At 35.4% G+C, this 14,575-nt stretch carries 13 protein-coding genes; 9 read left to right on the plus strand and 4 right to left on the minus strand.

Annotated features, from left to right (window positions below; genetic code table 11):
• Positions 1–18: 18 nt before the first annotated feature.
• From dnaJ to IIF7_RS15695, 7 genes are all read left to right on the plus strand, one after another.
• Positions 19–1,137 (plus strand): molecular chaperone DnaJ, encoded by a 1,119-nt coding sequence (dnaJ, locus tag IIF7_RS15665; RefSeq protein WP_084842647.1) that lies wholly within the window; start codon positions 19–21, stop codon positions 1,135–1,137.
• A gap of 217 nt (positions 1,138–1,354) precedes the next feature.
• Positions 1,355–1,894 (plus strand): fasciclin domain-containing protein, encoded by a 540-nt coding sequence (locus tag IIF7_RS15670; RefSeq protein ID WP_176218978.1) that lies wholly within the window; start codon positions 1,355–1,357, stop codon positions 1,892–1,894.
• Between the two features lie 144 nt (positions 1,895–2,038).
• A complete protein-coding gene (locus tag IIF7_RS15675) occupies positions 2,039–2,968 on the plus strand; it encodes an ABC transporter ATP-binding protein (protein WP_084842649.1) in 930 nt (309 codons plus the stop codon).
• The gene (locus IIF7_RS15680; protein WP_084842650.1) at positions 2,961–4,256 is read left to right on the plus strand and encodes an ABC transporter permease; all 1,296 of its coding nucleotides are present in this window, start codon (positions 2,961–2,963) and stop codon (positions 4,254–4,256) included. Before IIF7_RS15675 ends, IIF7_RS15680 begins: the two co-directional genes overlap by 8 nt.
• Position 4,257: 1 nt before the next feature.
• Positions 4,258–5,151 carry a mechanosensitive ion channel family protein gene (locus IIF7_RS15685; RefSeq protein WP_084842651.1) on the plus strand — a complete coding sequence of 298 codons (894 nt, stop codon included), beginning with the start codon at positions 4,258–4,260 and terminating at the stop codon, positions 5,149–5,151.
• Position 5,152: 1 nt separating this feature from the next.
• Positions 5,153–6,061 carry a DUF6268 family outer membrane beta-barrel protein gene (locus IIF7_RS15690; RefSeq protein WP_084842652.1) on the plus strand — a complete coding sequence of 303 codons (909 nt, stop codon included), beginning with the start codon at positions 5,153–5,155 and terminating at the stop codon, positions 6,059–6,061.
• A complete protein-coding gene (locus IIF7_RS15695) occupies positions 6,061–7,227 on the plus strand; it encodes a sigma-54-dependent transcriptional regulator (RefSeq protein ID WP_084842653.1) in 1,167 nt (388 codons plus the stop codon). Before IIF7_RS15690 ends, IIF7_RS15695 begins: the two co-directional genes overlap by 1 nt.
• Positions 7,228–7,323: 96 nt before the next feature.
• Here the strand turns inward: IIF7_RS15695 and IIF7_RS15700 are convergent, their stop codons facing one another.
• The 4 genes from IIF7_RS15700 to IIF7_RS15715 all read right to left on the minus strand — a co-directional run bounded on the left by IIF7_RS15700 (position 7,324) and on the right by IIF7_RS15715 (position 12,510).
• On the minus strand, positions 7,324–8,553 hold the full coding sequence (locus IIF7_RS15700; RefSeq protein WP_084842654.1) for a hypothetical protein: 1,230 nt from the start codon (positions 8,551–8,553) through the stop codon (positions 7,324–7,326).
• 128 nt (positions 8,554–8,681) lie between these two features.
• On the minus strand, positions 8,682–10,688 hold the full coding sequence (gene uvrB, locus IIF7_RS15705; RefSeq protein ID WP_084842655.1) for an excinuclease ABC subunit UvrB: 2,007 nt from the start codon (positions 10,686–10,688) through the stop codon (positions 8,682–8,684).
• Between the two features lie 83 nt (positions 10,689–10,771).
• Positions 10,772–11,608, minus strand: coding sequence for an ABC transporter permease (locus IIF7_RS15710; RefSeq protein WP_084842656.1), 837 nt, complete (start codon positions 11,606–11,608; stop codon positions 10,772–10,774).
• Positions 11,608–12,510 carry an ABC transporter ATP-binding protein gene (locus tag IIF7_RS15715; RefSeq protein WP_084842657.1) on the minus strand — a complete coding sequence of 301 codons (903 nt, stop codon included), beginning with the start codon at positions 12,508–12,510 and terminating at the stop codon, positions 11,608–11,610. Before IIF7_RS15715 ends, IIF7_RS15710 begins: the two co-directional genes overlap by 1 nt.
• 201 nt (positions 12,511–12,711) lie before the next feature.
• Here IIF7_RS15715 and IIF7_RS15720 point away from each other — a divergent pair, with 201 nt between their 5' ends.
• Positions 12,712–13,776, plus strand: coding sequence for a hypothetical protein (locus IIF7_RS15720; protein WP_084842658.1), 1,065 nt, complete (start codon positions 12,712–12,714; stop codon positions 13,774–13,776).
• A gap of 136 nt (positions 13,777–13,912) precedes the next feature.
• Complete coding sequence (locus tag IIF7_RS15725; protein ID WP_084842659.1) at positions 13,913–14,464, plus strand: hypothetical protein; 552 nt, start codon at positions 13,913–13,915, stop codon at positions 14,462–14,464.
• The last annotated feature ends 111 nt before the right edge of the window (positions 14,465–14,575 follow it).

The raw sequence follows: 14,575 nt of genomic DNA on the forward strand, positions 1-14,575 counted from the left end.
TAACAAGAAACTTAAACCATGAAAGAGGATTATTACGACATATTAGGTGTAAGTAAAGGTGCAACGGCAGCTGAAATTAAGAAAGCTTATCGAAAGATGGCGATCAAATATCACCCAGATAAAAATCCGGGTGACACAGAAGCCGAAAATAAATTTAAGAAAGCAGCTGAAGCTTACGAAATATTAGGAAACGAAGAAAAAAGAGCTAAATACGATCGTTTTGGACACCAGGCCTTTGAAGGAGGCGGCTTTGGTGGCGGCGGAGGTATGAATATGGACGACATATTCAGCCAGTTTGGTGATATCTTCGGTGGCGGCTTTGGCGGCGGATTCTCAGGTTTCGGTGGCTTTGGTGGCGGCGGTCAACGTCGTGCAAAAGGAAGTAACCTTAGGATTCGTGTAGCACTTACTTTAGAGGAAATTGCTAACGGTGTAGAAAAGAAAATTAAAGTTAAGCGTAAAGTTCAAGCATCGGGCACAACCTATAAAACCTGTTCTGCCTGTAATGGTACGGGGCAGGTAACTCGTGTTACCAATACGATTTTAGGTAGAATGCAAACAGCTTCTCCTTGTACTACCTGTGGTGGTAGTGGCCAAATGATCGATAAAAAGCCGGCCGATGCAGATGCACAGGGATTAAAAGTACAGGAAGAAACAGTTTCTATAAAAATACCTGCAGGGGTAGAAGATGGAATGCAGTTAAAAGTTTCTGGAAAAGGAAATGAAGCTCCCGGAAACGGAATTCCTGGTGATCTTTTAGTGGCAATTGAAGAAAAAGCACATGAAAGTTTACAAAGAGAAGGAGATAATCTACACTACGATCTTTACATAAGCATTTCTGAAGCTGCCCTAGGTGCATCCAAAGAAATACAAACTGTTAATGGTAAAGTGCGAATTAAAATTGAACCAGGGGTTCAATCTGGAAAAATTTTAAGACTTCGTGGTAAAGGTGTAAGCAGTTTAAATGGATATGGTAAAGGAGATTTACTGGTTCATGTAAATGTTTGGACGCCAAAAACCCTAACTAAGGAGCAAAAAGAGTTTTTCGAGAAAATGGCTAATGACGAGAACTTTCAGCCAAATCCCGAAAAAAGCGATAAATCATTTTTTGAAAAAGTTAAAGATATGTTTTCTTAGAACTTTCATTTTAAGAAAAAATTTATATATTTGATTCTCACTAAGACTTTTAGTGATAATTTTTCTTTTTCATAGCAATTTTTTTCCCATCCTTAATCAATTTAAGGGTGGGTTTTGTTTTTTAACACCCTCGTTAAACCTTTTATAAAGCTGTTTTAAACTCCTTGTAGTCAGAGCTGTTCTTTAGTAATTTTCAGAAAAATTAAAAATGAAAGTTATGAAAAAGAAGAGTTTAATTTTATCTATCGTATTTGGTTTACTAACTACGATCAGCTTTGCGCAGGAGGATAAATATTTTACCGCCGCAGAGAATACTGAAGATTATACCGTATTAGAATTGGCGAAAATGGACGATCAATTTTCTACGTTTGTGAGTTTTCTAGAAGCTTCAGGATTAGATACTTCAGTAGAATACGCTGAAGGCTATACCATCTTTTTACCAACTAACGAAGCTTTTGAAGAAATGAAGGTTGGAGAATTATCTGAGCTTACAGATCCTAATAATAAGATGAAATTAGTTGAATTTGTAAAGTATTATATAGTTCCTGAGAAAGTTTATAAAAATGAATTTAATAGCTCTCAGGTAATTACAGTTTCAGAGAATAAATCGATTAAAATTAATGCTGAAATGAACGGACTTAGTGTAGATATTGGTGGTGCAAATATTATTGCGAGTGATATCGAATCTAAAAACGGAATTATTCATGTAATAGATCAATTAGTAACACCAACAAACTATTTTGCTAGTAGTTACTAAAAGATAAATGAACTTAAATCCCCATTGAGCTTCCTTTTTTAAGGAAGCTTTTTTTATGCTTAAATGCGAAATTGTAAATATTAGGCAGCAATTTTTAAGTCTGTACTAGGATTTGAATATCTTTACACCTCTTAAATTTTATTTATGGAAAATCTTTTGGTTGCAGAGAACATCTATAAACGATTTGGAAGTTATACTGCACTAAATAATGTATCGATCACCATCCCAAAAGGAAGCGTATTTGGTTTATTAGGGCCAAACGGCGCAGGAAAGACAACATTTATTAGGATTATCAATCAAATTACAATGCCAGATGAAGGTAAAGTATATCTTGATGGAAAGCCTTTGCACCCAGAAGATATAAGACATATTGGATATCTACCAGAAGAGCGCGGTTTATATAAATCGATGAAAGTTGGTGAGCAGGCACTATATTTAGCAAGATTAAAAGGTCTTTCTAAAGCTGAAGCTAAGGAACGTTTACAATACTGGTTCGAAAAATTAGAAATTACCGGATGGTGGGATAAAAAAATCCAGGAACTTTCTAAAGGTATGGCTCAGAAAGTACAGTTTGTAATTACGGTATTACATAACCCAAAATTGTTGATTTTTGACGAGCCTTTTAGCGGTTTTGATCCTGTAAATGCTAATATTATAAAACGGGAAATTCTTGAATTGAAAGAAAAAGGTGCTACGATTTTATTTTCTACCCATCGTATGGAAAGCGTAGAAGAGCTTTGTGATTATATGGCGCTTATCAATAAATCCAATAAATTACTGGACGGTAAGGTTTCAGAAATTAAAAAGGAATATAAAAGCAATACTTTTGAAGTTGGTTTAGAAAGCGAAAACGAAGCAGCATTACTGGCAGAACTTCAGGAGAAATTTAAAGTAGGAAAAGCTCAGTTTAAGAGTATTAACGACGATCTTAAAGTAAGTATACAGCTTCAGCCACACGAAAATCCAAACGATCTTATTCAGTATTTATTAAGTAAAGCAAGGATTAATCACTTTGTAGAAGTAATCCCTTCAGTAAACGATATTTTCATTAAAACGGTTACTCATAATGCGTAGTTTAAAACTTATCATTCAACGAGAATATTTAGCACGAGTACGTAATAAGACATTTATTGTAATGACATTTCTTAGTCCGGTGATTCTGGTAGGAATGTTTGCTTTAATTGCCTACTTAAGTATGCTTAATAGTAGCGAACAACACATTATTGGATTGCATGATGAAACAGGTTTGTTTCTGAAAGAATTTCAGGACGATGAGAATCTTCAGTATCTCAATTTTTCAGATAAAAGTTTAGATGAAGCTAAAAAAATTGTGCGTGAAAATGAATATTATGGGCTTATACATATTCCCAGCGCCGATAATAATTATGATCTAACCGGGGAAGTTGAATTTTTTGGCGAAGAGTCTCCTGGTTTGGGAACTGTTCAGAATATCGAAAAAATCATTTCTAATAAATTACAGCGAAATGAATTAATTCAGCGTGGGATAGATGTAGATCAAATCGATTCGGCAAAGACAAGTGTTGATGTAGAAATTCAAAACTTTTCTGGAGAGACCACATCAAAAATGGCCAATTATCTTAGAATGTTTTTTGGTGGAGCGGCCGGGTATTTATTGATGATGTTTATTATTATTTACGGAAATATGGTAATGCGATCTGTAATCGAAGAGAAAACAAATCGAATTATTGAAATTATTGTATCTTCAGTAAAGCCCATTCAGCTAATGCTGGGGAAAGTAATAGGAACTTCTCTGGCAGGGATAACCCAATTTACAGTTTGGGTTATTTTAGGCGGAATTTTATATACAATTGCGGGGTTTTATTTTGGGGTAGATTTAATAAATGCACAACCTGGGCAAATAGAAGTAGAGCAATTAAATGTTCCTGAAGTAAACCAATTAGTAGCAGATGTTCTAAATCTGCCAATATTAAGCTTGATTATTTATTTCCTAATTTACTTTTTAGGCGGTTACTTTTTATACAGCGCTATTTATGCTTCTATTGGTGCTGCGGTAGATAGCGAAACCGATACCCAGCAATTTATGCTGCCGGTTATTATTCCTTTAATGCTCGGGATTTATATAGGATTTTTTGCAGTTATAGAAAATCCTCATGGTACAGTAAGCACCATTTTCTCCATGATTCCTTTAACATCTCCTATAGTTATGTTAATGCGTATCCCATTTGGGGTGCCATGGTGGGAAATTTCCCTTTCTATTCTTATATTGCTGTGTACCAATACGGCAGTGGTATGGCTTGCCGCAAAAATTTACCGTGTTGGTATTTTAATGTATGGTAAGAAAGCTAGTTATAAAGAGATTTATAAGTGGCTTAAATATTAGAATGCAAAACGAAACAGCGAATCAAATTTCAGAAGTAATAGAGCAGGACATTTGGGGAAACATTCAGGAGTTTTTAGACTTCACCCTGCTTAGTCAACCATTTAAACTCACCGTGGGTGTTGTTTTACTGGTGATTTTTGTATTTATTCTAACTTCTGTTATTCTAAGGCTTATTCGCAACTTTATTGTTGGTAAGCTGCTTAATGAAGATAAACTAAAGTTCATAAGCGCGTTTAAGTTTGTAAAATATGTAGTTTATCTTATTGTAATTCTAATAACCTTAAGTTCTAGTGGTGTAGATATTTCGATCTTATTAACTGCTTCAGCCGCTTTATTTGTGGGTGTAGGTTTAGCTTTACAAGAACTTTTTCAGGATATTATTGGCGGTATTTTTATCATTCTGGATAAATCTTTACTGGTTGGTGATATCATTGAAATTGATAGTAAAGTTGCCAGAGTATTCGAAATTAAACTAAGAACTACTCGTGCTCTAACCAGAGACGATAAAGTGATGATTATTCCTAATCATAAATTTATTAGTGATACTGTTTATAATTACACCCAAAATCATCGCACTACAAGAGAGTGTGTAAATGTTGGAGTAGCTTATGGTAGTGATACGCAAAAGGTGAAAGATTTACTTCTGGATTGTGTAGCCAGGCAAAAAGGAGTGCTTAAAAATCCAAAGCCATTCGTTTTGTTCGAGGATTTTGGTGATTCAGCTCTATTATTTGGAGTTTACTTTTATATAGGAGATAGTTTTACCGATCCTAAAATAAAGAGCGAACTGCGCTTTAAAATTGATGATAGTTTTAAACAAAATGGCATAAGTATTCCATTCCCACAAAGAGATATTCATATAATTAACCCCCAAAATCAATCTAAAACCGACTAGTATGAAGGAAGCTTCTAAAAGTATTTTAGTGCCATTGTTTTTTCTTCTTTTTGGAATTTCAGCAAATGCACAGTTAACAGATTTAGCACGGGTAGAATTCACTTATTTCCCCCAATCTGATTCTGATAATTCTTTTAGAAGGTTTAGAAGTTTTTTAAATTTCCCTATAAAGCTTAATAAGAAAGGTTCTTATTTAATTCCCGGAGTTGAATATCGAAATGTTCACTTTAAATTTAATGATGACACTTCGTTTGAAACACTTCACCTAGATAGATTTCAGTCTTTTACGGCAACATTGGGATATCTATTTCATTTAAATGAAGACTGGCGTGTTGGTATCCAAACGGGAGCTAAAGCAGCTTCAAATTTTTCAACGAATGAATTGCTAAAAGATGATATTATCTATGAAGGTGCTGTATATTTTATAAAGATAAAAAGCGGAGAAAATATCCTTAAACCTACCCGAATTATCTTTGGGCTACATTATTCTACCACTACAGGTTTTCCTTTCCCTTTACCTGTTGCGCACTATTACAAAAAGTTTCATCCGCAATGGTCGTATATGGTTGGAGTTCCTAAAACTAACTTAAAATATCATGCTAACGACCGCAATGTTCTTCAGGCTTTTGTAACTTTAGATGGCTTTTATGCCAATGTTCAGGATAATTTTAATGTAACGCCAACGGTTCCAAATAGTACGAATCTTGCAGATAGTATGTCTATGACGGTTGTTTTAGCTGGTTTAGGATACGAGTATAGTTTTACTGAACATTTAGGGCTTTATGTTTATGCCGGTCATACAATTATGAATGATATTCGCCTGCGTGATGTAGATAGAAATGATGTGTACACAATTAATTCTGTAAACACATTTTATGCGCGTGGCGGACTTAAATTTAGTGTGTTTTAATGTCGAAAATATTATTAATAGAAGATGAAGCTGCCATTAGACGGGTGCTTGTTAAGATTCTAAACGAAGAAAATAAAGATTATAATGTTACTGAAGCCGAAGACGGTCTTGCAGGGATGGAATTGATCAAAAAAGAAGATTTCGATCTTGTGCTTTGTGATATTAAAATGCCCAAAATGGATGGCGTTGAGGTTTTAGAAGCAACCAATAAAATTAAACCAGAGATTCCTTTTGTCATGATTTCTGGACATGGCGATTTAGATACTGCCGTGCAAACCATGAGAATGGGCGCTTTTGATTATATTTCTAAACCACCAGATTTAAATCGATTGCTGAATGCGGTTCGTAATGCTTTAGACCGAAAAGAGCTGGTACAGGAAAATGCCCGACTAAAAAAGAAAGTGGGTAAAAACTTCCAAATGATTGGGGAATCGCCAGAGATTAACCGAATTAAAGAAATAATTGAAAAAGTAGCACCTACAGATGCCCGAGTGCTGGTGACGGGAGGAAATGGAACAGGTAAAGAACTTGTAGCACACTGGATTCATCAAAAAAGTGAGCGTTCTAAAGGTCCAATGATAGAGGTGAATTGTGCAGCAATCCCTTCAGAATTAATAGAAAGTGAACTTTTTGGTCACGTTAAGGGAGCCTTTACTTCAGCAAACAAAGATAGAGCGGGGAAGTTTGAAGCAGCGAATGGCGGAACTATTTTCCTTGATGAAATAGGGGATATGAGTCTTTCTGCACAGGCTAAAGTTCTAAGAGCCTTACAGGAAAATAAAATTTCGCGTGTAGGTAGCGATAAAGATATCAAAGTAGATGTTCGCGTTGTTGCTGCAACGAATAAAGATCTAAAACAGGAGATCGAGGATAAGAAATTTAGAGAAGATTTATACCACAGATTAGCTGTGATTTTAATAGAAGTGCCTTCACTTAACGATCGTAGAGACGATATTCCTCTTTTAGTCGAGTATTTTTCTGAAAAAATAGCTAGTGAGCAGGGCACTAATAAGAAAAGTTTTACTGCTGAAGCGCTTAATCAACTTAAAGAATATAATTGGACCGGTAATATTAGAGAATTGCGCAATGTTGTAGAGCGTTTACTAATTTTGGGAGGAAAAGAAATTACCGAAGAAGATGTAAGTCTTTTTGCGAGTAAGGTGTGAAAAATCATGTAAAAATAACGAATATTGAAAAAGCCGAATTTCAAGATTCGGCTTTTTTTATTGGTACTGCCAAAGGGTATAATACACCAAGGTAGTTTACTCTGTATATTTATTGATAACCAACCATCGATTACCAGCACTTAAAATGGTAAGCACAGTACCGCTTTCAATATTTGTGATGCTGCTATTGGTTGTTACATCAAAAAGGTCATCGCCATTTACAAAAGACAAAGCTTTATCTGAAGTTGTAGACCAGCATACCAAAATAATGGTTCTGCCTCTATTCTCTGAAGCATCTGGCACTTGCACAGCACTTAGATTATTGTTAATTCTTAGAGAACCTAAATGTTCTTCTATTACAAAAGTTCCTGTAGAACTGGTAGAAGAAAAATATGGATAATAAGTTGGTGGTCGCCATCTCATCAATCCATCTTCTGAAAGTGCTAAAACCATATCTTCATTGGCTCTTTCTGAAGGGAAAATGTATTCTGAAGAAGGATTTAACCCAATACCTAACCTACCTGCAAAATATCCTGCAAATACATCTGCTGTGCTATTTCCCTGCGCTGTTCCGTAAATGGCATAAATATTTCCCTGTGCGGTAGAGCTTCCAATTTCAGAATAAAGACCAAAATTATTGCTGTTAGCGCCGTAGGTGCGGCCAACCCGGTTAAAGATTCCGTAGATATCATTAGTTCCGGTGCTTTGAAAGGTTTCATTAAAAATGCCATAATGAATCCCGGCTCCCGTGCCGTTTACATTACTTTTTATTCCGTATTTCACACCATTTGTGGCACTTCGATTTGTAATTTCAGCACCATAAGTTGTTCTTGTGTTCTCTTCTGAATTTTGATTATCGATCTCCAGTCCTTTTTTAATATCATCATCTCTATCTGGGATAATGTCAATTTGTAATTTAGACTCAATATCGTCTGTGCCAATACCTATGTTACCTTCACGATAAATAGAAGACTCAATATCTTCAGGGGAAGTTTCAGTATCTACTTCATAAAAATTTGCCTCAGAAGAGTTTCCTTTAATGGGCAACCACGAAGATTCTTCAGCATTCCAAAAATAAAATCCTTTCGAAAAATCGCTAATATCGGTATCCAGATAAACCATCATTCCGTTTTGTTCATCGTTTGGATCTTCAGACGGAAATTTCGAAATACGCGGAATTAAAATTCCGTCGCTATTAGAAGGATCATCAGGATCTGAACTTTTAATATCTAATGTTGCCTTTGGATTTTCAGTGTTAATTCCTACCTGTGCATAAGAAAACAGGTTTAAAAAAAATATGGGTAAAATAGAAATATACGTTTTCATAAGCATTAGGTTTTAGGTTGCTTAGAAAACTAAGGGTTTCGGGGTAGTGTAATAATTTTTAAAATTAAAACCTAAAACCCTTTAAGTCAATAATTTGAAAGTTAATTATATGGTAATCTATGATAAACTTATGCCAATTCCTTTAATTTATCCTGTAAAATCTTGATCTCATCACGTAATCTTGCTGCCTCCATAAAATCTAATTCTTTAGCTGCAGTCTCCATTGCTTTACGCTTCTCTTTAATTTTTTTATCGATTTGAGGTTTGGTTAGGTAAGCACCTTCTTCTTCCGCAGCCTGCATTGGAGGTTTGTTATCACCTTCAAAAATCTCAAGCTTTTTCTTTACAAGTGTAGAGGTCTCAAGTTTTTTAACCAGAGGTTTTGGCGTGATATTATGCTTTTTATTGTAATTCATCTGCTTGGTTCGGCGGTATTCGGTTTCGTCCATGGTTTTTTGCATACTGTCAGTAATTTTGTCAGCATACAAAATGGCTTTACCTTCCACGTTTCTTGCCGCACGACCAATGGTTTGCGTAAGTGAGCGGTTACTTCTTAAAAATCCTTCTTTATCAGCATCGATTATGGCAACAAGAGAAACCTCTGGCAAGTCGAGTCCCTCTCTTAAAAGGTTTACACCAATTAGCACATCAAACAATCCACGACGCAGATCCTGCATAATCTCTACTCGCTCTAAAGTATCTACATCACTATGAATATACCTACAACGAACATCGATTCTGGTTAAATATTTGGCTAATTCTTCAGCCATTCTTTTAGTTAGGGTAGTTACTAAAGTACGCTCATCTTTTTCAACTCTTATCTGAATTTCCTCAATAAGATCATCGATCTGGTTTTGGCTTGGGCGCACTTCGATCACAGGATCTAAAAGTCCGGTTGGTCGAATTACCTGTTCCACATAAACTCCTTCACTTTGCTGAAGTTCATAATCGGCAGGAGTAGCACTAACATAGATCACCTGATTTTGAAGCATTTCGAATTCCTCGAATTTCAAAGGTCGGTTATCCATCGCTGCCGGAAGCCTAAAGCCATAATCCACCAAAGTTTCTTTTCTGGAGCGGTCACCACCGTACATTGCGTGAACCTGCGGTATCGTTACGTGAGACTCATCTACAACCATTAGAAAATCTTCAGGGAAATAATCTAAAAGGCAGAAAGGCCTAGTTCCCGGGTTACGCCCATCCAGATAACGCGAATAATTCTCGATACCAGAACAGTATCCAAGCTCCCGAATCATCTCTAAGTCGAAATTGGTTCTTTCGTCCAGCCTTTTTGCTTCAAGATGTTTACCGATATCTCTAAAATAATCTACCTGTTTTACAAGATCGTCCTGTATATTTCTAATCGCATTTTGTAAAACATCTGGCGAGGTTACAAACATATTGGCAGGATAGATATTTAAGCGCTCGTATTTTTCGATAATGTCATTTGTAGCAGGATCAAAAGCTTCAATTTCTTCAATTTCATCACCAAAAAAGTGAATTCTGAAGGCGTTATCAGCGTAGCTAGGAAAAACATCTACGGTGTCACCTTTTATTCTGAAGTTTCCGTGAACAAATTCAGCTTCGGTTCTAGAATATAAACTTTGGACTAAACTATGCAGAAATTTAGTTCTTGAAATTTCCATGTCTCTTTCAATAGAAACCACGTTTTTACGGAATTCTACCGGGTTACCAATACCATAAAGACAGGAAACCGAAGCGACAACAATAACATCACGTCTTCCGCTAAGTAGGGAAGACGTGGTGCTTAATCGTAGTTTTTCGATCTCATCATTTATCGAAAGATCTTTTTCTATGTATGTCCCTGAAGATGGAATAAAAGCTTCAGGTTGATAATAATCGTAGTAACTAACAAAATATTCTACCGCATTATTCGGGAAAAATTGCTTGAATTCTGAATATAACTGGGCTGCCAGCGTTTTGTTATGTGCTAAAACCAGTGTTGGTTTCTGCACATCTTCAATCACATTTGCAACCGTAAAGGTTTTACCAGAACCGGTAACTCCCAGTAAGGTTTGAAAGCGGTCGTTCTTTTCGATACCACTAACCAGTTGTTTTATAGCGTTGGGTTGGTCTCCGGTTGGTTTATATTCAGATTCAATCTTAAATTTCATGCGTTCTTTTTCTTAGCCTTACGAAGTTAAGCAATAAATGTGCCTATTCAAATAGGGTAGAAAAATTAATGAAACTAAGCTTTTTATAAATCCCTTTTCTTCAATAATGCATAAGAGAAATACACAAATAATACCGTCCAAACAATTACGATAAGGATCTGATACCAATGTATGGTATAATCTTTCTCAAAAGCCGAACCTAGTTGATTAGCAGCAGTTTGTACAGCGTTAAGTCTGGAAAAAGGTTCTTTTACCAAATTGCTCATGGATTCCAATGGTAAAAACTGAACGATTTTATCTGCAATATCACTTCCTTTAAAAATTCTCCATTTTAGAATGGCATATAAAATGGTTTCAACGATCCACCAGATAAATAAAAATCCAAGTGCAAAAGCCGAACGTTTTACCAAAATCCCCAAGAATAAACAGAAAGCAAAGAAACCTGTAAGTTTTACAAAATAGGCTAGAATATATTCAAGATCAGAAAAGATAATTGAAAACTCATTGTAGTCTGAAAATGAAAGTCCTAAGATCAAAGAAACTACAAAAAGAAAGATTGTAGAAACTATAGAAAATACCATCACAGTGATGAATTTCGATAAAATAAACTCCTTTTTTGATAGTCCGTCGATAAGGTTTTGTTTCAGTGTCCTGTTGCTATATTCGTTCGACATCATTGAGACAATTACAATTGCCAGAAACAATTTTAAAGTAGCCGCAATAAAGCTGTTAAAATGCCAGATGAACGGGAAATTAAAAATTCCCTGATCTGCAAGTCTAAAATTCATGTTTCCAATAGGAAATTCTATTGAAGCAATAAGGGCGATAAACGTGATTAATATGAAGTAAGTAAGAATAAGGATCTTTGAGGATCTACTATATCTAAGTTTTAGGAATTCTATATTTAAAAGTCGTAACATTACGCAGTAGTTTGATTGGTTAGTTGAAGGAATTGTTCTTCCAGGCTTTCTTTACGTTTAATTAAGTAGCTAAGGCTAAGTCCTTTTTCAAAAAGATATTGGTTAATATCTGAAGCACTCATTGGTTCTTCAATAATGGCTGTAACCAAATTTCCTTTAAGACTTACTTTACCAATCGATGGATGCTCATTTAAAAATTGTTGAAGTAATTCGGTATTTTCAGCTTCCAGTTCAAAGAATCCGTGGCTGGCGTTAATGCCATCAACCGGTCCGCTGTATAATTTTACACCTTTCCTAATGATCACCACATGGCTGCATACTTTTTCAACTTCATCTAAAAGATGCGAAGCCAATAAAATGGTAGTTCCGTCTGAAGCAATTTTGCGAATAATCTCACGAATTTGATGAATTCCCTGTGGATCTAGTCCGTTTGTAGGTTCGTCTAAAATTAAAATTTCAGGATCGTTAAGCAGGGCAGATGCGATTGCCAAGCGCTGTTTCATCCCCAAAGAGAAGGTTCTAAATTTACTGTCTTTACGATCCAGTAATCCAACAACCTCCAGTTTTTCTTCAACTTTATGGCTAGGCACTCCTTTAATTTTACAAACAAGTTCAAGGTTTTGTGCCGCTGTCATGTAAGGATAAAAGTTGGGATGCTCGATGATTGCTCCAACTTTTTTTAAAGCTTCGTGTGTAGATTCAGCGCCGTCAAACCACTTAAATTCACCAGAGGTTTTGTTTACCACATTTAGTACCATTCCCAAAGTGGTCGATTTACCACTTCCGTTAGGGCCTAAAATTCCGTACACGTTTCCTTTCTCGATTGTAAAGGACAAATTATTTACCGCCTTTAAAGGGCCGTAAACTTTAGTTAATTGATTAATGCTAAGGATTGTTTCCAAAATAGATGGTTTCTTTTCTTACACGACGACTAATTTACATTTTTGTTACAGTTTTCACATTACTATCTTTATTTTTACTCGATATTCGAGGTTTTTAAGACCTATTTTTTTAAATCTGTAGAAGATTAAATGGCCCTAAATCCTTATAATTTCAATACCTTAAAGATTTTCTGCGGAAGAGTTTAAACAAATTACAAGACTATGGAACCTAAACTGATGTCTAAAAAGAAACCTTCTTTTCCTGTAAACGATCGTTTCAATAAATATCTGGCACGTTATAATAGAAACACAAAAATCCCGGTTTTTTACGAAGATTTATTGAGGTTTTCAGGTTCAGTAGTAGTTTATGATCAGGACGATGAAGATACCTATTGGGTACGCTGTTATTACCCAGAATTTGAACGCGAAGAAATAGATGAAAGCTTAAAAAAGATCTATAATATTTTACATTCTGATGGTAGTGACGATATGCTCGAGTTTCTCGCAGTCGATGCGATCGATTATTGCACCTTCGGAAATTCCAGACCTTTTCGTATAAAAGTTAGGAATATCCTGAATGATGTTTTTACCTATTTTTATGTGAAAAAAGCTGATGCATCCCGAATCTATGGACTCGAATTAGAGCATTTGCTTTCTCCGCATCGTATCACTTTTTTGGTTTATAAGGATACTTTGATTGAAGCTCACATTGCAGGAATTCCGGGGGATGTTTTTATTGAAGAGCATTTACCAAAATTAACCGAATGGGAAAAGGCACAGATCGCAAAGCAATTCGTAAAATTTAACGAGCGCTGTACTGTTCGGCTTTTGGGCGATATGCGTTCTTACAACTATGTGGTAATCCCAACACACGATTTTGATCATGTGCAATATCAAATACGAGCAATAGATTTTGATCAGCAATGTTTTGAAGGCAAATTTAAAGTCTATCGACCTCAATTTTTCAAGGAAAACTATAAAATGGTAAAATTGGTTTCAGAGAGACTTCAGCTTTCGTCGATCGAGCAATATCGAAAAGAAGAACGTTCCCTGTTAGCTAAAAGGATGATCAATACACAGGCAAGATTTAAGCGTTTAATAAAATGTATGAGTAACGATCATGTTTCTACTAAAGAAAACGTAAATCAATTACGAACAGAGCTGTATCATTTCACTAAAGACGTAAAATTTAAGCGAGCCAGTACTATGGGACAAATCTTAAGAACGGCACTAGATTTTGTGCAGCGCAATTACGAAGATGTAAATATGAAACGACTGCTACAGTAAATTTTCTTCCAGAAGAAATTAGTTAGTATTCAAAAAAAATAGAGGAAACCGATAAAACCCAAAAAAATCTGTAGGTTTGTAAATTGTTATAAATTTTAGATAATTCAATCAAAAACATCAATTTACAGTAAACTTTATGATTAAAATTTACAAATCCCTTAAAACATTAAGTCTCATAGTCTTAGCAGGTACGCTAACAAATTGTGCTGATGATGACGAAAATCGTATTCCAAATTTCCCAGAATCTCAAATGTCTTTAATTCATGGAGACAGTCAAAAATCATGGCGACTTGTTGAGGTTGTAGATGATTATTCAGATGAAACAGACGATTTTTTTATTACTGCAGACTGTGTAAGTGACGATGTTTACACGTTTAAAGTAGATAGGGAAGTAGAAATCACTTATGGCGAAGTACTTTGTTTCGATCATTTAAGTGAAGGAAATTTTACCGCAGAACACGAACAATTTTCAGCTAATTTAAAAATGATTGGCGATCCCGGAACTATTTATTTAAGTTTTGGAAGAGGATATGCGAATGAGGATTATGGACTTGTAGGATCTACATTTTCAAATTATCAGTTATCAGAATTATCTGAAAACCGAATGGTTTTTACGCATTCTAATACTGGAATCCTTGGCGATTATCACGAATCTTATACTTTCGAAGCTATCGAGGTTTCAGAATAAACAGTAAACTACCTCGGGGCAAGCTCTCGTGGCATTTGTTGGAAACAAATTTTTAATTTCGAGGGAAGCCTCTGGGATTATAAGCTTTGGCGGTGCCAATAAAAATAAAGG

It is taken from the genome of Zunongwangia atlantica 22II14-10F7 (assembly GCF_002094855.1).
Taxonomy (GTDB): Bacteria; Bacteroidota; Bacteroidia; order Flavobacteriales; family Flavobacteriaceae; genus Zunongwangia; species Zunongwangia atlantica.

Excerpts from the sequence above, each read along its gene's own strand:
- IIF7_RS15680 (WP_084842650.1), top strand. The coding sequence starts at position 2,961 with ATGCGTAGTTTAAAACTTATCATTCAACGAGAATATTTAGCACGAGTA.
- IIF7_RS15700 (WP_084842654.1), bottom strand. The coding sequence starts at position 8,553 with ATGAAAACGTATATTTCTATTTTACCCATATTTTTTTTAAACCTGTTT.
- IIF7_RS15695 (WP_084842653.1), top strand. The coding sequence starts at position 6,061 with ATGTCGAAAATATTATTAATAGAAGATGAAGCTGCCATTAGACGGGTG.
- uvrB (WP_084842655.1), bottom strand. The coding sequence starts at position 10,688 with ATGAAATTTAAGATTGAATCTGAATATAAACCAACCGGAGACCAACCC.
- dnaJ (WP_084842647.1), top strand. The coding sequence starts at position 19 with ATGAAAGAGGATTATTACGACATATTAGGTGTAAGTAAAGGTGCAACG.
- IIF7_RS15670 (WP_176218978.1), top strand. The coding sequence starts at position 1,355 with ATGAAAAAGAAGAGTTTAATTTTATCTATCGTATTTGGTTTACTAACT.
- IIF7_RS15685 (WP_084842651.1), top strand. The coding sequence starts at position 4,258 with ATGCAAAACGAAACAGCGAATCAAATTTCAGAAGTAATAGAGCAGGAC.
- IIF7_RS15690 (WP_084842652.1), top strand. The coding sequence starts at position 5,153 with ATGAAGGAAGCTTCTAAAAGTATTTTAGTGCCATTGTTTTTTCTTCTT.
- IIF7_RS15710 (WP_084842656.1), bottom strand. The coding sequence starts at position 11,608 with ATGTTACGACTTTTAAATATAGAATTCCTAAAACTTAGATATAGTAGA.
- IIF7_RS15725 (WP_084842659.1), top strand. The coding sequence starts at position 13,913 with ATGATTAAAATTTACAAATCCCTTAAAACATTAAGTCTCATAGTCTTA.
- IIF7_RS15720 (WP_084842658.1), top strand. The coding sequence starts at position 12,712 with ATGGAACCTAAACTGATGTCTAAAAAGAAACCTTCTTTTCCTGTAAAC.
- IIF7_RS15675 (WP_084842649.1), top strand. The coding sequence starts at position 2,039 with ATGGAAAATCTTTTGGTTGCAGAGAACATCTATAAACGATTTGGAAGT.